The organism is Rhizobium sp. SSA_523 (assembly GCF_030435705.1).
Taxonomy (GTDB): Bacteria; Pseudomonadota; Alphaproteobacteria; order Rhizobiales; family Rhizobiaceae; genus Neorhizobium.
In genome coordinates this window covers 508,012-528,885 of sequence record NZ_CP129381.1, presented here as the reverse complement: position 1 = coordinate 528,885, position 20,874 = coordinate 508,012, and the positions used below count along the sequence as shown (strand labels likewise).

The 20,874-nt window shown below is 63.1% G+C and carries 17 protein-coding genes and 1 riboswitch; of the genes, 6 read left to right on the top strand and 11 right to left on the bottom strand.

Annotated elements, in window-relative coordinates:
• The first annotated feature begins 4 nt into the window (after positions 1-4).
• Positions 5-748, top strand: a complete 744-nt coding sequence (gene pxpB / locus QTJ18_RS03770; protein ID WP_252751968.1) for a 5-oxoprolinase subunit PxpB — start codon at positions 5-7, stop codon at positions 746-748.
• Positions 745-1,695, top strand: a complete 951-nt coding sequence (locus QTJ18_RS03765; RefSeq protein WP_252751969.1) for a 5-oxoprolinase subunit C family protein — start codon at positions 745-747, stop codon at positions 1,693-1,695. The genes pxpB and QTJ18_RS03765 overlap by 4 nt, the downstream gene beginning before the upstream one ends.
• 13 nt (positions 1,696-1,708) lie before the next feature.
• On the opposite strand, the gene QTJ18_RS03760 is transcribed toward QTJ18_RS03765, so the two are convergent.
• Entirely contained in the window at positions 1,709-2,491 is a 783-nt protein-coding gene (locus tag QTJ18_RS03760; protein WP_252751970.1) for a LamB/YcsF family protein, read from the bottom strand.
• A gap of 124 nt (positions 2,492-2,615) precedes the next feature.
• On the opposite strand from QTJ18_RS03760, the gene QTJ18_RS03755 reads away from it, so the two are divergent.
• Positions 2,616-3,335: a type 1 glutamine amidotransferase gene (locus QTJ18_RS03755; protein WP_252751971.1), complete on the top strand. Its 720-nt coding sequence runs from the start codon at positions 2,616-2,618 to the stop codon at positions 3,333-3,335.
• Entirely contained in the window at positions 3,335-4,465 is a 1,131-nt protein-coding gene (locus QTJ18_RS03750; RefSeq protein WP_252751972.1) for a M24 family metallopeptidase, read from the top strand. The genes QTJ18_RS03755 and QTJ18_RS03750 overlap by 1 nt, the downstream gene beginning before the upstream one ends.
• A gap of 113 nt (positions 4,466-4,578) precedes the next feature.
• Here QTJ18_RS03750 and QTJ18_RS03745 read toward each other — a convergent pair whose 3' ends face one another.
• The 4 genes from QTJ18_RS03745 to QTJ18_RS03730 all read right to left on the bottom strand — a co-directional run bounded on the left by QTJ18_RS03745 (position 4,579) and on the right by QTJ18_RS03730 (position 9,871).
• Complete coding sequence (locus QTJ18_RS03745; protein WP_252751973.1) at positions 4,579-5,379, bottom strand: inositol monophosphatase family protein; 801 nt, start codon at positions 5,377-5,379, stop codon at positions 4,579-4,581.
• 22 nt (positions 5,380-5,401) lie between these two features.
• Positions 5,402-6,463: an ABC transporter ATP-binding protein gene (locus QTJ18_RS03740; protein WP_252751974.1), complete on the bottom strand. Its 1,062-nt coding sequence runs from the start codon at positions 6,461-6,463 to the stop codon at positions 5,402-5,404.
• Positions 6,460-8,694: an ABC transporter permease gene (locus tag QTJ18_RS03735; RefSeq protein ID WP_252751975.1), complete on the bottom strand. Its 2,235-nt coding sequence runs from the start codon at positions 8,692-8,694 to the stop codon at positions 6,460-6,462. Before QTJ18_RS03735 ends, QTJ18_RS03740 begins: the two co-directional genes overlap by 4 nt.
• Before the next feature lie 166 nt (positions 8,695-8,860).
• Complete coding sequence (locus QTJ18_RS03730) at positions 8,861-9,871, bottom strand: ABC transporter substrate-binding protein (RefSeq protein ID WP_489667192.1); 1,011 nt, start codon at positions 9,869-9,871, stop codon at positions 8,861-8,863.
• 215 nt (positions 9,872-10,086) lie between these two features.
• Here QTJ18_RS03730 and QTJ18_RS03725 point away from each other — a divergent pair, with 215 nt between their 5' ends.
• Positions 10,087-11,082: a LacI family DNA-binding transcriptional regulator gene (locus QTJ18_RS03725; protein WP_252751977.1), complete on the top strand. Its 996-nt coding sequence runs from the start codon at positions 10,087-10,089 to the stop codon at positions 11,080-11,082.
• Positions 11,083-11,126: 44 nt separating this feature from the next.
• Here the strand turns inward: QTJ18_RS03725 and QTJ18_RS03720 are convergent, their stop codons facing one another.
• The 6 genes from QTJ18_RS03720 to kdpF are packed head-to-tail and all read right to left on the bottom strand — an operon-like array spanning position 11,127 to position 18,966.
• Positions 11,127-11,816 carry a response regulator gene (locus QTJ18_RS03720; RefSeq protein WP_252751978.1) on the bottom strand — a complete coding sequence of 230 codons (690 nt, stop codon included), beginning with the start codon at positions 11,814-11,816 and terminating at the stop codon, positions 11,127-11,129.
• Positions 11,817-11,834: 18 nt separating this feature from the next.
• Complete coding sequence (locus QTJ18_RS03715) at positions 11,835-14,507, bottom strand: sensor histidine kinase (RefSeq protein WP_252751979.1); 2,673 nt, start codon at positions 14,505-14,507, stop codon at positions 11,835-11,837.
• Positions 14,508-14,515: 8 nt separating this feature from the next.
• Positions 14,516-15,085 (bottom strand): potassium-transporting ATPase subunit KdpC, encoded by a 570-nt coding sequence (gene kdpC, locus QTJ18_RS03710; protein ID WP_252751980.1) that lies wholly within the window; start codon positions 15,083-15,085, stop codon positions 14,516-14,518.
• 2 nt (positions 15,086-15,087) lie between these two features.
• Entirely contained in the window at positions 15,088-17,124 is a 2,037-nt protein-coding gene (gene kdpB, locus QTJ18_RS03705) for a potassium-transporting ATPase subunit KdpB (protein WP_252751981.1), read from the bottom strand.
• Between the two features lie 11 nt (positions 17,125-17,135).
• Positions 17,136-18,845 (bottom strand): potassium-transporting ATPase subunit KdpA, encoded by a 1,710-nt coding sequence (gene kdpA / locus QTJ18_RS03700; RefSeq protein WP_252751982.1) that lies wholly within the window; start codon positions 18,843-18,845, stop codon positions 17,136-17,138.
• A 19-nt stretch (positions 18,846-18,864) separates the two neighbouring features.
• Positions 18,865-18,966, bottom strand: a complete 102-nt coding sequence (kdpF, locus tag QTJ18_RS03695; RefSeq protein ID WP_252751983.1) for a K(+)-transporting ATPase subunit F — start codon at positions 18,964-18,966, stop codon at positions 18,865-18,867.
• 451 nt (positions 18,967-19,417) lie between these two features.
• Positions 19,418-19,642, top strand: a riboswitch (cobalamin riboswitch).
• Positions 19,643-19,824: 182 nt separating this feature from the next.
• Here kdpF and QTJ18_RS03690 point away from each other — a divergent pair.
• Positions 19,825-20,865 carry an ABC transporter substrate-binding protein gene (locus QTJ18_RS03690; protein WP_489667193.1) on the top strand — a complete coding sequence of 347 codons (1,041 nt, stop codon included), beginning with the start codon at positions 19,825-19,827 and terminating at the stop codon, positions 20,863-20,865.
• Positions 20,866-20,874: the final 9 nt, after the last annotated feature.

The window sequence follows — 20,874 nt, the reverse complement described above, 5'->3', positions numbered from 1 at the left end:
GGACGTGACGACGACGATATATCCGCGCATCGTCCGAAGCGGCGACCAGGCCCTCGCAATCGAATTCTCCGATACCGTCAGCGAGGCGGCAAACCGCCAGGTTCTGGCCCTCGATCGATCGCTTGCCCAGGCTCCCTTACCCGGCACCTGCGAGACGATCCCGACCTATCGCTCCCTCACCGTCATCTACGATCCCCGGCAGATCCGCGGGAACGCGCTCGGCCTCGAGCTCCTTCGTCGCGTTCAGCAGGAGGAGACAGGCATCGTACCGCCCGGTCGCCTGTTCTCGTTTCCGGTTCATTATGGCGGCGCGCATGCGGCCGACCTGCGGGAGCTTGCCGAGATGAAGCAGCTCTCCGTGGAAGCGGTCATCGATCTCCATCTCGCGGCGGAATATCGTGTCTACATGATCGGCTTCGCGCCCGGCTTTGCCTATCTCGGCGGTCTTGCCGAGACACTGCACACGCCGCGCCTGGCCGTTCCGCGCCAGAGGATCGAGGCCGGCGCCATCGGCATTGGCGGCCGCCAGACCAGCATCAATTCCGTGCCCGGCCCCAGCGGCTGGCGCTTCCTCGGGCGCACGCCCTACAGGCTCTTCAACCCGCTTCGGCGCGATCCGTTCTTGCTGAAAGCCGGGGACCGGATCCGCTTCCGCGCGATCGAGGCGGATGAGGCAGCCGCGCTGGACGCCTCGGCCGGATCAAGCGATTTCACGCTTGAGCCGCTGACCGGCAGGGATGCCACATGATGCCTGCAAATTGCCTCTCGATCCTGCGCTGTGGCCCGCTGGTAACCATTCAGGACGGTGGACGCCACGGCTATCGATCCTTCGGTCTCTCTCCATCCGGACCTGTTGACCGCGACTCCCAGAGGATCGCCAATCGGCTGGTTGGCAATAGGGAGGCAGACGCATGCCTGGAATTCGCGCTGGTCGGCGGCGTGTTCAAGGTCGAACGGGATTGCCTCTTCGCCGTGACCGGAGGCCGCTGTGCCATCGATATCGACGGCCAACCGCGTACCTGTTGGGAAAGCCATGTGCTGCGCCGCGGCGAGACGCTGACCGTCGGCGCGCTTGAGGGCGCCGTCTGGGGCTATCTGGCAATCTCGGGAGGGATCGTGACCGAGCCCGTGCTCGGCAGCCGCTCCACCCATCTGCGCACAGGCGTCGGCGGGCTGGGCGGGCGCGTGCTGGCCGCAGGCGACCTCCTTCCGCTCGGACACGGCAAGGATATGGCACCGAAACGACTAGGCAGCCCGTATCTTCGCAGCCAGGCGCCGATCCGCATCATTGCCGGACCACAGGACGATTATTTCGATGCATCGACATGGAGCAGCCTGCTGAGCCGCCCCTTTTCCCCGACACCGGCGCGCGACCGGATGGCCATGGTTTTGGAGGGACCGCAGATCTGCGCCTTCAAGGGCCATGACATCGTATCGGACGCGACCCTCGCCGGATCCATCCAGGTGCCCGGCTCCGGCAAACCCATCGTACTGACGGCCGACGGACAGACCACCGGGGGCTATCCGAAGATTGCGACCATTGCCTCGGCCGATCTCTTGCGCCTGGCGCAGATGCCCAACGGACAGAAATTCCGGTTCCGGCGCATAAGTGCCGATGCCGCCGAAGATCTTCTTCTGGATGCACAAGATCGCCTGGCGGATGTCCTCGATACCATTGAGCGAGATCCGGGGTGACGCGGTGGCCGTGTCACCGGCCCGGCTCGGGCCCGGGCACGACCGACGAGCCGATTGTCCAGCCGGACGCCTCCAACCCTTGCCGCAAGCGGCGAGCCATCGCCACCGCGCCCGGCGTATCGCCATGGACGCAGACCGATCCGATCGGCACGGAAAGCCGCCGCCCGCTGGTGGAGGTGAGGCAGTTTTCGCGCACCATGGTCAGGACGCGCGCAACAACGAGATCCGCATCATGCAGGACCGCGCCGGGTTCGGTTCGCGGCGACAGGTTGAACGTATCGGCATAGGTACGGTCGGCATAGATCTCGTTGATGGGCGTCAGGCCGAGCCTGTCGGCTGCGCGCGCTGTGGCCGTTCCCGGCATGACCATGAATGCCAGGTTGCGATCGACGGCGCGGATGGCCCGCCCCACCGCAAGCGCCATGGCGTCATCGTCGGCGCAGACATTGCCGAGCGCGCCATGCGTCTTCACATGCGTCATCGGATGACCTTCAAGCGCACACAGGGCGGCCATCGCCCCGATCTGGTAGGCCACAAGCGATTCCACCTCCGTTTCCGTCAGTCCCGGGATACGCCGGCGACCAAAGCCGATCAGATCCTGGTAGCCCGGATGGGCGCCCACCGCCACGCCCCTCGCCTTTGCCAGTTTCAGGGTCCTGCGCATCGTATCGGGATCTCCGGCGTGGAAACCGCAGGCGATATTGGCTGTGCTCACGACGTCGAGCATGGCGGCGTCGTCGCCCATGCTCCAGGGACCGAAGCCTTCGCCGAGGTCGGAATTGAGATCGATCCGCATGATGCTCCCTCACAAGATTGTTCTGCCAATAGCAGGCCGTCGGCTGCCCGTCACAGATTCTCCGTTGCACGCTGAAGACCAATGGTATACCAACGGTGTGCAAACTAGTGAAGCGGGGATAATCATGGCAGGACGCCTTCTTTATCTTGGCAACGGGCGGAAGTTTCAGTCGGTTGCCAAACTGGATGACAGGTTCGAAACCTGGGGCCTCAATGTGGATCGTTACTGGGCCTATGACGGGCAGTTTCCCGCTTCGCTGAAAGGCTATGACGGCATATTCCTCTCCGGAAGTCCGCACGGCGCCTATGAGGATATCCCGTTCATCCTGAAGGAGCACGAGCTGATCCAGGAAGCGGCAGAGCTGGACATTCCTATGCTCGGCATCTGCTTCGGCAGCCAGATCCTCGCCTCCGCGCTCTGCGGCCGCGACCAGGTCTTCCGGCGGACCAGCTGCGAAATCGGTTACAAGCATCTGCCGCTCACCGAGGCTGCGCGTAGCGACCAGCTGGCACGCGATCTGGTGGACAGCGTCTATATGTTTGTCTGGCACAATGACGAAGTCCGGGCCGGACATGCCGACATGACGATATTGGCCTCTTCGGATGATTGCCCGAACCAGATCTGGCGATATCGAGACCGTCCTGTCTGGGGCATCCAGGGTCACCCGGAAGTCACCAAGGCACAGGCCATTGCTTGGTTCGAGGAAAACCGCGAGCGCATGGAGGCCGACGGCGCCGATATCGATCACCTGAAGGCTGAGGCGCATGAAGCCGGCGAGGCAAAGACCATGCTGACACGCTTTGCCGAACTTGTTCAGAACGGCGATCGCAAGGACATGCACTGATGGTGACGACAGCCTACTGGTTTGATCGCGAGGAATATCTCGCTCGCCTCTCCCGCGTTCAGCAAGCGCTGCGCGACAGACAGCTCGACGGCCTGATCGCCTTCCTGCCCGAGACCGTGACCTGGGTCACCGGCTACTTCACGCGCGCCTACGGCACATTGCAGTTCGCCATCATTCCGGCGGAGGGTGATCCGACGCTGTTCTGCCGCGACGTGGAGGAATATTACCTCGACAGCACCTGCGTCTTTCCCGACCGTGTCATGTGGAGCGACAGCGATGACCGGATGAAACTGGCCGCCGATGCGATCGCAAGCCGGCTCGGCCGGCATGCGCGCGTGGGTATCGAGCTTTCTGCCTGGCCGCTCTCGGCGGGCCGCTACGATTATCTGAAGACGGCGCTTCCTGGCATTGAATGGCAGGATGAAAGCGATCTGACGCCGCGCATGCGGCTGATCAAATCGCCGGCGGAAATCGCCTATCAGAGACGCGCGGCCAAGGCCGCGGAAGCGGGCATGCAGGCCGCCATCGATACGGCAGCCGCCGGCGTCTCGGAGCGCGAAATGGCCGCCGAAGTCTGCGCGGCCATGATCCGCGCCGGAAGCGACCTTCCGGGCCCGGGTGTCATGTCCTCTGGGGAGCGCGCCTTCCATCTGCACGGCGGCTACAGTGACAGGATCCTGGAGCCGGGCGATATCGTGCAGATCGAGACCACGCCGAATGTCCGGCATTATCACGCAAGGTTCATGCGGCCAATCCGCATCGGCCCGGTCCACGACGATGATCATCGGGTTGTCGAGTCGCTCATCGCCATTCAGGACGAGGCGCTGCGCGCGGTGAAGCCGGGCGTATCCGCCGGCGAGGCCGATGCCATTTATCGCGATGGCGTTCTATCCGCCGGCCTGCGCGAGACCTATACCAACAAGACCTTCTATTCTGTGGGCCTGCTGCTGCAGCCGAATGGCGGAGAACCTCTCGAAGCCGCCAGGGGATGCGACTGGACCTTCGAGCCGGGGCAGACTTTCCATACCTATGTCCTGGCCCGCGGCTTCGGCATGTCGGAAACCATTGCAATCACGCAAACGGGGTTCGAACGGCTGACGAATTTCAAGCGGCAGCTTTTCGTCAAATAGGTTTTTGCCGACATGGTTTGCGTCCTGTCAGACGGCGCTGAAGGCGCGGCCCCCGGGACAGCTTTCCCGAGCGGCCGCGGCCACTGCTGTGTGATCACGCCGGAAGCCGATCGTCAGAGACCGGCGATCCGCAGAAGGTCTTCCCTGGCGCCGGGCGCTGCGGCGAGGACCGGCGCGCCGCGGGTCAGCCCGTCGCCATCCGTGGGGAAATCGAGATACCAGCCGCCGGCTTCCTGAACGAGGCAATAGCCTGCCAGACAATCCCAGGCATGCATATAGGGTTCGTAGTATCCGACCAGGCGGCCAGCGGCGACATAGGCCAGCATCAGCGCGCCTGACCCGTTGCGAATGAAGTTTCCGCCCGCCGACAGCAGATTGTCGACGATGGTCGCGACGGCCTTCGGTGTCACGTGATGATTGGCGCCGATGCCTGTTACGGCATTGCGGATGGTGCGGCTGCCGTCAAGCGTCAGCTTCTTTCCGTTCAGGAAAGCGCCATGGCCGGTGGCCGCCGCATAGAGCTCGTCCTGGCAGGGCGCTGCAATGACCCCGATGACCGGCTGCCCGTCCACGATGAGGGCAATGGAGACGCACCAGGTCGGCATGCCGTTCACGAAAGGACTGGTACCGTCGATCGGGTCGACCACCCATGTCGAGCCGGAAGTGCCGGCCTGCAGACCGAATTCCTCGCCGAGAAAGCCATCTTCGGGAAAGCGGTCCGCAACGAGCTTGCGGATCAGGGTCTCGACTTCACGATCGGCAATCGACACGACATCCTGCGGATCGCGCTTCTGTTCTATCACCAGCGTCTCGCGGCGGTTGAAGTAATCGAGAGCGAGTGCAGCGGCTTCCTTTGCCATGGTCTGCGCAAAGCCGAAGCGTAGGTCGATCATCTCGTGAAGGGTAAGGGGCATGAATGCGTTGAACCTCGGTTGGTCAGGGGGAAATCAGGGCGATGCCTCGGTCCCTGAAGCCGATCGCCACCTGGGTCGATGTCGCCAGGGAGCGGTCTACTGCAGGATCGACGACGAAGAAAGTGCCGCTCGCCGTCTCGACCTCGTATTCGATATGGTCGCCGAGATAGGCGGAATGCAGGATGGTCCCGAGAAGGGCCGCCTCGCTGGCCGGCTCCAGAACGATGGCGTTCGGCCTGACCGCAAGCCGACCGGGTCCGGGCACGGAGCCTCTGGAGAGAACCTGCTGTTCCAGCCCGCCGATGCGAATAGTGGCCATATCCGCCTGCGTCGAGACGATCTCGCAGTCGATGACATTCGCCTCGCCCATGAAATCGGCAATAAAGGCCGATGCCGGAGACTCGTAGAGAGTGCGGGGGGATCCGGCCTGGGCGATCTCGCCATCCTTCATGATCACCACCCTGTCGGAAACGGCAAGCGCCTCATCCTGGTCATGCGTCACATAGACCGCGGTGAAGCCCAGCCTTTGCTGCAGGTCCCGGATTTCCGTGCGCACCCGCCGCCGCAGCCGCGCATCGAGATTCGACAGAGGCTCATCGAGCAGCAGGACCTGCGGTTCGAGCGCGAGCGCCCTTGCCACCGCCACACGCTGCTGCTGGCCGCCCGACAGTTCGGCAGGAAGCCGCTGCCCGAAACCGGCAAGCCCCACGAGAGCCAGTCCCTCTTCCGCCCTTTCCCTCGCCTCGGCCTTCTTCATGCCCGAGGACTGGAGCCCGTAGGCGACATTATCGAGGGCGTTCATATGCGGAAACAGCGCATAGGACTGGAAGACCATGGATACGTCGCGCTCGTTGGCGGGCAGCATGGTGACATCCTTGCCGCCGATCAGGATGCGCCCGCTGGTCGGATGCTCCAGGCCCGCCAGCATCCGCAGGGTCGTCGTCTTGCCGCAGCCGGATGGGCCCAGCAGCGTGACCAGTTCCCCCGGTTCAATCGTCAGCGACAGATCGGGGATCGCTGTGAAGCTGCCAAATATCTTGCGGACATTCTGAAAGACGACCGAGCCGGCTCTTATGGTCTTCATGCTGTTTTCTCCTTGGCAAGCGGGGACGCGACCGGTCGCGCTCCTGCCATTGCGACGCGGTTCTCCCGTCTCAGTCGCCGTTCTCCCACCAGAAGCTGGAAGCCGAGGATGATGACGACCATGACGACGATCAATGTCGAGGAGTAGGCGATCGCCACCCCGTATTCGCCGTTTTCGACCAGGCCGACAATGTAGGATGTGGCCATGTTATATTGGGCGCTGACCAGGAAGATGACGGCGCTGATCGAGGTAATGGCCCGCACGAAGGAATAGACCAGTGCCGCAGTGATCGCCGGCCGAAGCAAAGGCAGGATGACCTTGCGAATGGTGCGGAAACTGTCTGCCCTCAGCGTCAGAGAGGCCTCGTCCAGGCTCTTGTCGAGCTGGCTCATGGCTGCAACGCCGCCGCGCACGCCCACCGGCATGTTGCGGAAGACGAAGCAGGCGACGAGGATGACGGCAGTGCCGGTCATCTCCAGCGGCGGAAGATTGAAGGCCATGATGTAGCTGATGCCGATGACCGTTCCCGGAATGGCGAAGCTCATCATGAGGGCGAATTCGAAAAGTTCGCGGCCCGCAAATCTCTGACGCACGATCAGATATGCCGTCAGCAGGCCCACGGCAGCGGTCAGCGGAGCCGATATCAGCGCGATCTCCATCGTCGTCCAGAAGGAGTTCCAGGCGACCCCCGTCCAGGCTATGCCGCTTTCGCCGAACCGGATGGAGAAGGCCTTGAAATAGTGCTCCACGGTGAAGGAATGGTCGAGACCCCAGGTTTTGACGAAGCCGCCGAACAGGATCATGCAATAGACGACAACGGTGAGGATCATCCAAGGAATGACCAGAGCGTGCACGGCCACCGAAACGGAACGCGGCAGGGCCGCATGCTGGCCGCTATCGCCCTTGCCGGTGACGGTCGCGAAATTCTTGCCCGAGAGCCAGAGCCTCTGCGCCAGGAAGGCCGAGAGCGTGAAGACCAGCAGGATCATGGCGAGGACGGCCGCACGGCTCGGATCGTTCTGCGAGCCCACCACAGCAAAGAATATGTCTGTTGACAGCACGCCATGACTGCCGCCGAGGACCATGGGATTGCCGAAATCCGCCATGCTCTCGATGAAACCGATCAGAAAGGCATTGGCGAGACCCGGCTTCATCAAGGGCAGCGAAACATGCCAGAAGGTCCGCCAGCGGTCGGCGCGCAGGGTCTGCGAGGCCTCCTCCATGGAGGGGCTCACCCCTTCCACCACACCGATCAGCACGAGGAAGGAGATCGGCGTGAAGGACAGCACCTGCGCGATCCAGATCCCGGTCAGACCATAGAGCCAGCGCCCGGGCTCGACACCGAAGAGATCAGCCAGTGTCTGGGTGACGACACCCGAGCGGCCGAACAGCAGGATCAGCGCCAGGCCCACGACAAAGGGCGGCGTGATGATCGGCAGCACCGTCAGCAGCCGCAAGCTCTTCTTGAAGCGAAACCGCGTGCGCGTGGCAACGAGGGCAAAGGCAAGGCCCATGAGGGTTGAGCCCGTTGCCGTCATGATGGCGAGGAACAGAGTGCGCCATGCGACCCCGCAACGCGGGCCGCCAATGACGCAATCGAGGCTCCAGATCGAAGGATCGACGATATTGCGCAGGAAGCCGTCGGCGCGGAACGAGCCGTCGAAATCCTGAAATGCCCCGACGAACATGCTGCCGATCGGATAGAAAACGAAAATGGCGACGAGGAACACCAGCAGAGAGATCGAGGCGACGACGAAGGCATCGCCGCGCATGACGCCGCGATCGGCCAGACCGAAAGCGAAGAGGAGGACGAAGGTGAAGCCGCTGACGACCGCACCCGCCCCCATGGATGGCTGACCGTCCGACAGGGCGCCGAAGATCGTCTCGCTGATCGACCAGGTCCAACCGGAAAAGCCGATCGCCAGACCCTGCAGGACAAGAAAGGCAAGGCCCGCCACGCCGATGCTGCGCAGCCAGCCGCCGCGGGCATGGGCATCCTCCATCTGCCGTACGCCGATCGCGGCCAGCATCAGCAAGCCGATCACCGCAAGCCAGATCCTGCCTTCGGCGAAAATCTGCAGGATCGCCGGCGCGCTCGACGCTTCGAAGGGAAAGCCCGATAGCCAGCCGAAGGAAAAGAAACCCCCTTCGATGCGATACCATGGCAGAATGAGAAAGCCAGCCAGGCCGAGCGCAAGCACGATCGACAGCCGTCGTCTGCTGTTGTCCATGTCCAAATCCGATCGATCCGTGTGGGAGAGGCCGCGCCGGCGACGCGACCTGTTGCAGACCTGCGGTCCGACTGTTCAGTCGGGCACCACAAGGCCGGCATCTCATCGTTCAGGTACGGGCACGGCGCAGGCGCACCCTGCCCGTCTCGAAACCCGACCCGAAAGGTCAGTTGGCGACAGCACCCACTTCTCGATCCCACCGCTCCAGAAGCGCCTTGCGCTTGTCCGGGTCGCCATAGGTCTTGAAGTCGTAGTCGATCATCTTGATGTCCTCGAAGCGCGGCGATTCCTTGGGAATTTCCGCATTCTTGTTGGAGGGCAGCTGGAAGGATTTCGCATCCTTCATGCGCGACTGGACCTCGGCCTTCAGCGCCCAGTCATACCAGATCTTGGCATTCTCCAGGTTCTTGGCACCTTTCACGATCGACATGGAGCCGATCTCATAGCCCGTTCCTTCGCAGGGAGCGCCGACCGTGACGGGAAAGCCTTCCGCCTTCTGGGCAACCGCATCATGCATGAAGACGATGCCCAGCGCCGTCTCGCCGCGCGCTGCCGCCTTCACCGGAGCCGAACCGGATTTCGTATATTGCGAAATATTGCCGTTGAGCTGCTTCAGATAGTCGAAAGCCTTATCTTCCCCCATGATCTGCACCAGCGTCGCAAGCGCGGTATAGGCCGTGCCGGAGGAATTGGGATTGGCAATCTGGATCTCGCCCTTCAGCGAGGCATCCAGAAGATCGGCCCAGCATTTCGGCTCCTTCAGCTTCTTCTGCTTGAAGAGATCGTTATTGTAGCCCCAGCCGAGTGCACCGGCATACACCCCGACGGTGCGGTATTGCGAGCTCTCCGCCTGGCGGACAGCCCAGTCGTTGAGCTCCGCCAGCATCGGCGATTTGTATTCCTGCGTCAGGTTTTCCGATGCGGCCTGGAGATGCGGATCGCCGGTGCCGGCCCACCAGAGATCCGTCTTCGGATTGCGGGCCTCGGCGCGGATCTTGGCATAGGTCTCGCCAGAGGACAGACGCACCATGTTGACCTTGATGTCGTGCTCCTTTTCGAAGCCGTTCTTCATCTGCTCGCAGATGACGACATCTGCCGAGCAGATCAGGTTGAGGTCGCCTGCGGCCTTGGCCGTATAGGCGACGAGCGACATGCCGACGGCAAGCCCGCCAATCATCCATTTCGACGTGTTCATGAGTTCTCCTCCCAGATACGATCTTCCGGCATCCTCCTGCCGTCGCCTTTTGCAAGCGTGTGCAAACGGTCGCATGAGAGAAACTCGGCTGTCAATCGAAAAGCTGAGACCGGTCGCGTTCTTGATCAGCTCGCGCTTGCACAAGATTGCAAGTCTGTGCGACAGATGTCGCCCAGGAAACAACCGTCGGTAAGAACATGAGCAGGGTCTTCGTTAGCGCACAGGAGGTCGCCGAGCGTGCGGGCGTGTCCCGCTCAGCGGTGTCGCGAACCTTCACGCCAGGCGCCAGCGTTTCGGCGGAGACGCGGCGCAAGGTGCTCGAGGCTGCAGAAGCGCTCGGCTATCACGTCAACCAGTTGGCGCGCGGCCTGATGCGCAATGAGAGCGGCATTGTGTGCCTCATCGTCTCGGAAATGGGCACGCCCTACCGCTCTGCCCTGATCCGGGCAATCACTCAGCAACTCCAGCTGTCCGGCAAGATCGCCATGCTGATCAATACGGATCGCTCAGACGGAAGCGTGGATCTGGCCCTGCGCCAGGCGATCCGCTACCGGGCCGATGCGTCCATCATTCTGTCCGGCCTGCCCGACAAACGGATCACCCAGCTCTGCCTCAAGAGTGGGCAAAGGCTCGTCCTCATCAATCGGGACGACGATCAGGCCGGCCCTCTGCGGATCAACCTCAATGATGCCGAAGCCGCCCAGCGGATCGTCACGGCCTTTGTCCGCGCCGGCTGCCGAAGGCTTGGCTTCGCCAATTCACAGGCCGGTACGCCGAGCCTTGTGGCGCGGGAAATCGGCTTCGTCGCCGCCGCGCGCAGCATGGGGATGGAAGTGACCGTCGCACGATTTGGCCATACGGGCTATGAATCCGGCCGCGTGCTCGCGCAAAGGCTGCTGACGCTGCCGGAGCGACCGGACGGCGTCTTCTGCGCCACTGATTTGATCGCCTGCGGCTTCATGGATGCCGCCCGCCAGCAGTTCGCCGTCGGCATTCCCGAGCAGCTTTGCGTGGCCGGGTTCGACGATATCGAACAGGCCTCCTGGACCTCCTATGATCTGACGACCTTCGCCCAGCCTGTGGAGGAGATTGCCCGACAGGCGGTTGGCTGGCTATCGCAGGCGGAGGAAGGCGAGGAGCGCATCCAGCTTCGGGCCGAACTGATCTGGCGCTCGTCCATCCGAGCCGGCTGAGCCTGGAAAGGCTCGGCCAGATAGCGTATCCGCCGCGCTTGGTCCTACTGGTCGCTGATCAGGCGATAGCCGACCCCCGGTTCCGTTCGGACAATGGCAGGCTCGGTCGGGTTGCGCTCGATCTTCTGTCGCAATTGCCCGATGAAGACGCGCAGATAATGCAGGTCGTCGCCATGCGCCGGTCCCCAGACCGAGGTCAGGAGCATCTTGTGCGTGACGACGCGACCCGCATGCCGCGCCAGAAGCAATAGCAGATCATATTCCTTGGGCGTGAGATGGACGAGCCCGCCCGCCCGAGACACGCGTCGCCGCAGGGGATCGATGGTGAGACCATCCGCCTCCACGATGGTGGGGATCGCATCCTGCCGATTGCCGTGACGCAGGGCCGTGCGGATGCGCGCGGTGAGTTCACCGATGCCGAAAGGCTTTTCGATGTAATCGTCGGCGCCGAGATCCAGCGCATCGACCTTCTCGGATTCGCGGTCCCGCGCCGACAATATGATGATCGGCACATTGCTCCAGCCGCGCAAGCTGGCAATGACATCCTTGCCGTCCATGTCCGGCAGGCCGAGATCCAGGATGACCAGATCCGGGGATCTGGTTGCCACGGCCTTCAAGGCCTCGCCGCCCGTGCCGGCCTCGATCACCTCATAGCCGGCAGCCGACAGGGCGGGTTTGAGGAAGCGCTGGATTTGCGGCTCGTCGTCGACGACCAGAATGCGGGGCAGGCTCATCGCCACGACTATCCCTTGTTATTCATCCGCGGCAGGAAACCGCAGCACGATGCGGGTCCCCTTCTTCTTGAAGGCGGGGCTTTCGGCATGGATCGTTCCCCCCATCGCCTCGACAAAACCGCGGGCAATCGAGAGACCGAGACCGGTGCCGGGTGCCCGGCCGTCCGGCTTGCCTCTTCGATAGAATTTTTCAAAGATCCGGTCCAGATCCTCCGGCGGAATGCCGCGGCCAAGATCGGTGACGGAGATGATGACCTGCGCACCATCGCGCCGTGCAAAGACCTTGATCGCATCGTGCCCCGCATATTTGACCGCATTGTCGAGAAGGTTGAAAAGCACCTGGCCAAGCAGCACGCTATCGCCGCGGATGAGCGGCAGGTCCGGTGCAATGCCGGTCTCGATGAGACCGTCCGGGACATATTTGCGGATTCGCTCCACCGCCGATTGAACGACATCCGAAACATCGATCCAATCCTGCTTGGGTTTCAGGGTCCCGGCCTCGATGCGGGTCATATCCAGGAGGTTTGCTACGAAGCGGCTCATACGGCCGCTCTCCTCCTCGATCGAGGCCAGCAGATCCCGCCGAGTTTCGGCATCCATGCGGTCGCCGAGCGCGCTGAGGCTCGTGGCCGCACCGGTGATCGTTGCCAATGGCGTGCGCAGATCATGGGAGATGGACGACAGAAGCGCCTCGCGATAGCGCTCGCCTTCGAGCTTGGCGGCTTGCGCGAGCGTCTCGTCGGCCAACCGGGCGCGGTCCAGCGCAATTGCCGTCTGGTCGAGAACGGCGGCGACCGCCCTCTCCTCGTTGAGATCGAAGTCGCGGGATAGGTGGGCGATCCCGCAGACGCCGACAATGTCATGCGGCCCCAGAAGCGGGCGAAACTGAAACCGGCTGTTCGGCAACGTTCCTGTGCCCGCACCGGCAGTCTCCCGCCGGCTCTGCGCCCATCGCGCCGCAGCCATGTCGGTCACATCCAGCTCTGTGTCCGGCGGCCAGGCGGCGGCCATCTGCAGGTCGCCCTCGCTCGGCAGGAGGAAGACGACGGAGCGCTTCAGGCTCACCTGCAATTGCGAGACAGCCAGCCAGACCGCGTCATCGCGCTTTGCCGTACCGGCGAGCTTGCGGGAAAAGTCGTAGAGCGACTGGAGCGCCGTGGCCCGCATGCCGGCCACGCTCGCCTGCTGGCGGATCCGTGAGGCGAAGCCTCCGGACACCACGGCGACGGCCAGGAAGACGAAGAGGGCGAAGACCTCGTGCGGCGCGGCAATGGTGAAGGTGTAGAGCGGATCGATAAAGAAGAAATTATAGGCAAGCGTCGAGAAAGCGGCGGCAAGCAGCGCGCCGACATAACCATCGAGTGCCGCCGCCCCGAGGACGCCGAGAAGAAAGATCAGCGAGATGTTCGGCAAGGGCATGATGGTCTCGAAGAGCCGCCCCGCAAAGGTTGTCAGCATCACCAGACCGAGCGCGATCAGGGTAGATCGCAAAGCCGCGGGCGCGTCCAGTCTGCGGGCTCTTCTCGGTCGGCGCTGCATCTCCGGCGTGTCGGAGGTCACCAGATGAATGCCAAGCCCGGATGCCCGTCTGGCCAGCGCATCCGGCAGCGACCTTTGGAAGAACCGCGCCGGCACGCCTCGCTGGCGCGCGCCGATCACGATCTGCGTGGCATGCTCCCGGCGCGCGAGTTTCAGAATTTCGTCGACGAAATCATGACCGATCACCCGGCGGGTTTCGGCCCCGAGCTGCTCTGCAAGCCGGAAGATCGAATCCAGCACCTGCAGCCGCTCCGGCGTTTCCACCTCCTGATCCGCCCTTTCGATCGAAACGACGATCCAGGGCGCGTTCAGGCCGGAGGCAAGCCGTGCGGCGATCCGCACGACCTTTTCCGACAGCGGATCAGAACCGACGCAGACGATCAGACGCTCCCCGGTGGCCCAGGGCCCCTCGATGGCGTTCTGCTTCAGGTAATCGACCATCTGATCATCGACACGATCGGCGGCGCGGCGCAGCGCAAGATCCCGCAGGGCCGTCAGATTGCCGAGACGGAAGAAGCGATCCATGGCGCGGCCGGCATTGTCGGCCAAATAGACCTTTCCCTCCTTCAGTCGCTCGATGAGCTCGCTCGGCGGCAGATCCACGAGCAGAACCTCATCCGCCCGCTTCAGCACGACATCCGGGACCCGTTCGCGAACGGTGACGCCGGTGATCTGGCCGACGAGGTCGCCGAGACTTTCGAGGTGCTGGATATTGAGCGCCGTCCAGACGTCGATGCCGGCTTCCAGCAATTCCTCGATATCCTGGTAGCGCTTGGGATGACGGCTGCCTTCCGGATTGGAATGGGCAAGTTCATCGACGATGAGGATGCGCGCCCGGCGCAGCAGGGCAGCATCGAGATCGAACTCCGCCAGCGCCCCGCCGCGATGCGAAATTTGCCGGCGCGGCAGCACCTCAAGCCGGTCGATCAGTTCGGCCGTCTCCTGCCGGCCATGGGTTTCCACCAGGCCGACGACGATATCCACGCCCTCCGACCGCAGCCGGCGCGCCCGCGACAGCATAGCATAAGTCTTGCCGACTCCCGGAGCCATGCCCAGGAAAACGGTCAGCTTGCCCCGGCGATCCTGTTTCGCCAGGGCAAGCAGGGCGTCCGGATCCGGCCGGCCGGTGTGAGTGCGGTCGTCGTCCGCCATTCAGTCTCTCATTCGTTCAGGGCATCCAGTGCCAGGTTGAGCTCTAGCACATTCACACGCGGTTCGCCGATGAAGCCGAAATCCGGTTTGCGGATCAGACGATCGACCAGCGGACCGATCGTCTTTTCGTCCTGCCCGCGCGCCGCCGCAACCCGTGCGACTTGCGCGCGCGCATAGTCGGGCGAAATATCGGGATCGAGGCCGGATCCGGAGGCGCTCACCGCGTCGGCCGGAACAGGCGTTGCCAAGCCCGCCGCGCGCAGCCGTTCCAGGTCGAGCGCGACCCGGTCGCGCAATTTCGCCGAGGTCGTGCCGAGATTGGAGCCGGAGGAGGCGTTGGCGGCATAGGGCGAGGGGCTGGTGGCGGAGGGACGCGGCCAGAAGTATCGATCGCTCGCGAAGGCCTGGCCGATCAGCGACGAACCGATGACGGTATTGTTGCGGGTGACAAGGCTGCCATTCGCGGCCTCCGGCATGACGGCCTGCGCCAGACCGGTGATTGCCAGCGGATAGGCAAGGCCGGTGATTGCGGTGAAGGCGAGGAAAAGCGTGAATGCGGGTCTGACATGGTTCAGCATGGTTACACCAGATTGAGGGCGCTGACGGCAAGGTCGATGATCTTGATGCCGGCAAAGGGAAGGAGAAGCCCGCCAAGCCCGTAGACGAAGAGGTTGCGGCGCAACAGCGATGCGGCGCCGGCGGGCCGGTAGGCAACACCCTTGAGCGCAAGCGGGATCAGGGCGATGATGATCAAAGCATTGAAGATGACCGCCGAAAGGATGGCCGATTGCGGCGAGGCCAGGCGCATGATGTTGAGGCCGTCAAGCGCCGGGTATGTCGCCACGAACAGGGCCGGGATGATGGCGAAATATTTGGCAACGTCATTGGCGATCGAGAACGTGGTCAGCGAGCCGCGGGTCATCAGAAGCTGTTTGCCGATCTCGACGATCTCGATCAGTTTTGTCGGACTGGAATCCAGGTCCACCATATTGGCGGCCTCGCGGGCGGCCTGGGTGCCGGTCTGCATCGCAACCCCGACATCCGCCTGGGCCAGCGCCGGTGCATCATTGGTGCCATCGCCGCACATGGCGATCAGACGGCCCCCCTGCTGCTCGCGCCGGATATACTGGAGCTTGTCTTCAGGTGTCGCCTGGGCAAGGTAATCGTCGACCCCGGCCTCGGAGGCGATGGCCGCTGCGGTGACCGGATTGTCGCCGGTGACCATGACGGTCCGGATCCCCATGGCGCGGAGGGCGGCAAAACGCTCCTTGATTCCGGGCTTGACGACATCCTTCAGGTGAATGACGCCGAGCAGGCGGTTCGCATCGACGACGCCGAGAGGCGTGCCGCCGCTGCGGGCGACCTGTTCGACAGCCCGGAGAAAGGCGGCCGGAGCCTCCTGTTCCGTCAGACCGGCAAAGCGCAGAATGGAATCGACCGCACCCTTGCGCAGCCGCCGCTCGCCTTTGTCCACGCCTGACAACCGGGTTTCGGCGGTGAAGTGGATCACCTTGTCGAAAGCGGCGGCCGGCGGGGCGATGCCGAAAGTCCCGGTGGCGAGCGCGATGACGGAGCGGCCTTCCGGCGTTTCGTCTGCAAGGCTGGCGAGAAGCGCCGCCTCGGCCAGTTCGGCGGCCGTAACGCCTGGCGCGGGCAAAAAATCGCTCGCCATGCGGTTGCCGAAGGTGATCGTGCCGGTCTTGTCGAGAAGCAGCGTGTCGACATCTCCGGCAGCCTCGACGGCGCGTCCGGAGGTTGCGATGACGTTGAAGCGCACGAGGCGGTCCATGCCGGCAATGCCGATCGCCGACAGCAGGCCACCGATGGTGGTGGGGATCAGCGTCACGAGAAGTGCCGCCAGCACGGTGACCGACAGCAGCGTTCCGGAATAGCCGGCGAGTCCCCAGATCGCCACGCAGACAAACAGGAAGATCAGGGTTAGACCGGAGAGCAAAATGGAGAGGGCGATCTCGTTCGGCGTCTTCTGCCGTTGCGCGCCCTCGATCAGTGCGATCATGCGGTCGACGAAAGAGGACCCAGGCGCCACGGTGATCTTGACCCTGATCGCATCCGAGAGCACCTGGGTGCCCCCTGTGACGGCGGAGCGGTCGCCGCCGGATTCGCGGATGACTGGCGCGGATTCGCCGGTGATGGCGCTTTCGTTGACCGAGGCGACACCCTCGATGACTTCTCCGTCGCCGGGGATCAGATCCCCCGCCTCGACAAGAACGATATCGCCGATCTTCAACTCCGTGGCGGCAATCCTTGCCAGCCGGCCATCCGGCTCGACCCGCCGCGCCGTCAGGTCCGTCTTGCTGCGCTTGAGGCTGTCGGCCTGCGCCCGGCCGCGACCTTCGGCAACCGCTTCGGCAAAGGTCGCAAACAGCACCGTGAACCACAGCCAGGCGGCGATCTGACCGGAAAAGGCAGCCGTACCGGGCTGCACAAGCAGATCGCGCAGAAAGAGGAGGCTCACCACCGCCGCGACGATTTCGGTCACGAAGATCACCGGATTGCGTAGCAGCAGGCGCGGATCGAGCTTCAGCACGGCGCCGCGCAGCGCCGGCAAGAGAATGGAGGGATCGAGGAAGCCAGGAGCATGATGGTCCTTGGACATGGAATTTTCCTTCAGAAAGTCTGGCCGGCAAGCATGGCGAAATGTTCAGCGATCGGTCCCAGCGCCAGCGCCGGAAAGAATTGCAGACCGCCGAGAATGAGGATGATGCCGACCAGCAGGCCGACAAACAGGGGGCCGTCGGTGGGAAAGGTGCCGGCGGAGGCCGGTGCCCGGACCTTCGCGGCAAGCGATCCGGCAATCGCCATGACCGGGATGACATAGGCGAAACGGCCCAAGAGCATCGCAATGCCGAGTGTGCTGTTGTACCAGAGCGTGTTGCCGGAGAGCCCGCCAAAGGCGGAGCCGTTATTGCCGGCTGCCGAGGTGAACGCGTAGAGGATCTCCGACAGCCCGTGCGGGCCCGCGGTCCCGATGCTGGAGACGGCGATGGGAAGCAGGGCGGAGACGGCGGTGAAGCCGAGAATGGCGAGCGGCAGGATGAGGATTGCCAGCATGGCGAATGTCATCTCCCGGCCCTCGATCTTCTTGCCGAGAAATTCCGGCGTCCGCCCGACCATCAGACCGGCAACGAACACCGACAGAAGCGCAAAGACGAGAAGGCCGTATAGCCCCGATCCCACACCGCCCGGCAGCACCTCGCCAAGCTGGATCAGGAACATCGGCACAAGGCCGCCGAGTCCGGTAAACGAGCCATGCATGCCGTTGACCCCGCCGTCCGAAAGGCCGGTGGTGACGGCGGCATACAGGGCCGTCATGGCCTGGCCGAAGCGCAGCTCCTTGCCTTCCATATTGCCGAGTGCCGGATCGACGCCGAGCGCCGTCAGGATCGTATTGCCCTGCGCCTCCGCATGATAGGTGACCGCGACGGCCGGGATCAGGAGAAGCGCGATCGCCGCAATCAAGGCCCAGCCTTGCCGCCGATTTCCCACCATTTCGCCGAACGTGAAGACGAGGCCGGCCGAAAGCGAGAGCATTGCGAAAATGTTCAGATAGTTGGACCAGGCCGTCGGATTCTCGAAAGGATGTGCCGCATTGGCATTGAAGAAGCCGCCGCCATTCGTGCCCAATTGCTTGATGGCTTCCTGCGATGCCACGGGGCCAAGCGAGATGACCTGCTGCGGGCCTTCCAGCGTGGTCGCCGACACCGCCGCCTCCAGCGTCTGCGGCAGGCCCATCGCCACGAAGGCGATCGCCGTAATGCAGGCGATGGGAAGCAGGACGTAAAGCGTGGCACGGGTGAGATCCACCCAGAAATGACCGAGCGTGGAGACTTTCGAACGGGCCAGTGCGCGCGTAAAGGCGATCGCCATGGCCATGCCGGTTGCCGCCGAGAGGAAATTCTGGACGGTCAGCCCGGCCATTTGGCTGAAATGGCTGAGCGTCGTCTCACCCGCATAATTCTGCCAGTTGGTATTGGTGACGAAGGAGACCGCCGTGTTGAACGACAGATCGGGCGCCACGCCGACAAAACCCTGCGGATTGAGCGGCAGATAGGCCTGCAGGCGCAGGATGGCGTAAAGGCCGAGAAAGCCGCAGAGGGAGAAGACCAGCATGGACAGCGTATAGCCAAGCCAGGTCTGCTCCTTGTCGGCACGAATGCCGGACATGCGGTAGAGGGCCTGCTCGCAAGGCCGCAGGACCGGTGAGAGGAGCGTCGGATCGCCGGCGAACACTTTGGCCATGTAGAGGCCCAGCGGCTTGATGGCGATCAGCACGGCGAGGAAGAGGAGGCCGATCTGCAGCCACCCGAGAATAGTCATGAGGAAATCTCCTGGAGGATCAGAAGCGCTCGGGACGCAGAAGCGTGACCACGAGATAGATGCCGAGACCGATTGCCACGGCGAGACCAAGAAGGGCTTCGAACATGATTGCCGGCCTCACAGACGATCAAGGGCAAGGGCATAGGCGCCAAGTGCGAGCAGCGTGCCGCAGCCGAGCAGAAGGAAGAGGGTGTCAAGCATGGGTGTTCTCCTGTTGATGGCAGGAAACTTATCCGGGCCTGCGGTCAGGCTTCGATGGCGAAGGCGAGCCCACGACATCAAGAAAACATAAAGAGGCGAGATTTTGTTATAACATTACAATAACCCTTGACGGATGTTATAGTGTTACGTATGTCTCCGCGTGACGCAAAGGCGCCATTGAGGCGAGCAGGGCCAGGTGAAGGGCGAGCAAAGGCATCGCCTGCGGCCGTGCCAGGCAGGACGATAAAGAGACGCGAGGATGGGACAGTATGATGGCACAAGAGGCGCCGGAACGCGCGACTGGCCTATCGCCAGGAGCCCTACCCTGCCGATCGTCTCGCAACAGGCCTTGACCTGATGATGAGAACCTCGTTATCTCACTGCGACGGTTCCCCGATCCAGTATCGAAGGGGATTAATAGGGAACACGGTGAGACCCCCTTTTCGGGTCAATGCCGTGGCTGCCCCCGCAACTGTAAGCGGATTGTCGTTCATCCTCGTGGCCTTGCGCCATGCCACTGTACAGATTTGTACGGGAAGGCAGATGAGCGGCGGATATTCGTGAGCCAGGAGACCTGCCGTCAAACACTGATCCATCGTCACGGGCGGGGATGCCCGAGCAGGAGTAATGCCATGTTGACCACCAGCGCCCTCCGGCGCCGAATCATGCTGGTTTTCCCAGATCCAAGTCCCTGTCCGGTCACGCGACTGATCGGAGCCAACTTCGCTGTATCCGCCGCGTCTTGCGGCCTTTGATCCTGTCTGGGGAAATCATGAAAATGCTCATCCAAAACCTGCTTCGCGCGGGCGTGTTCTTCTCGTCCTTTGCGATTGGCGCGGCCGCCTTCGTCCTTGCTCCGGCTCAAGCCGCAGCGGTGGAGACGACCTATCCGCTGACGCTCAGCAATTGCGGCCGCACCATCGTCGTTCAACGCGCGCCGACGCGGACGGTGTCGATCGGCCAGAGCAGCACGGAGATCCTCTATCTGCTCGGCCTCTCGGACAAGGTGGTGGGAACGGCGCTCTGGGTCAGCCCGGTGCTGAAGCAGTTCGAGGCCGTCAATGCCGGGATCGACCGGCTGGCGGATAATGATCCAAGCTTCGAGAGCGTCCTTTCCAAGAAGCCCGATCTGGTGACGGTTCAATTTCAATGGCAGGTGGGACCGGAAGGGGTCGTTGCCAAGCCGGAGCAGTTCGAGGAACTGAACATTCCGGTTTATACCTCTCCTTCCGATTGCGCGGACAAGGAGAATTCGGCGGCCAGCGACGGCGTTCGCCACCAGCCCTTCACGATGGATCAGGTTTACAAGGAGATCCGCGAGCTGGCGATGATCTACAATGTCCAGGCCAAGGGCGAGGAACTGGTTGCGGACCTGCAGCGCCGCGAGGCGGCTGCCCGTGCCAAGATCGCTTCGGCCAAGGGCAAATTGTCCGCCGTTTTCTGGTTCTCCAGCGCCGCCGGCGCCGATCCCTATGTCGCCGGCCGGAATGGCGCGCCGGGCTATATCATGTCCGCCCTCGGCATCGACAACATCATCAAGACCGATGACGAATGGCCGACCGTGGGATGGGAAACGATCGCCAAGGCGGATCCCTCCATCATCGTGGCGGGCGCCATGGATCGTCGCCGCTATCCGCTCGACAGCCTGCAGGCAAAACTGGACTTCCTCAAGAATGATCCGGTGGCAAGCCTCATGCCGGCAGTCAGGCAAGGCCATGTCTTTTCCATGGATGCGCAGGCGATGAACCCGACGATCCGGACGATCGACGGCATTGAAGCGCTGGCAAACGACATCGCTCACGCCGGTCTTGCGCAGTGAGCCGGATCC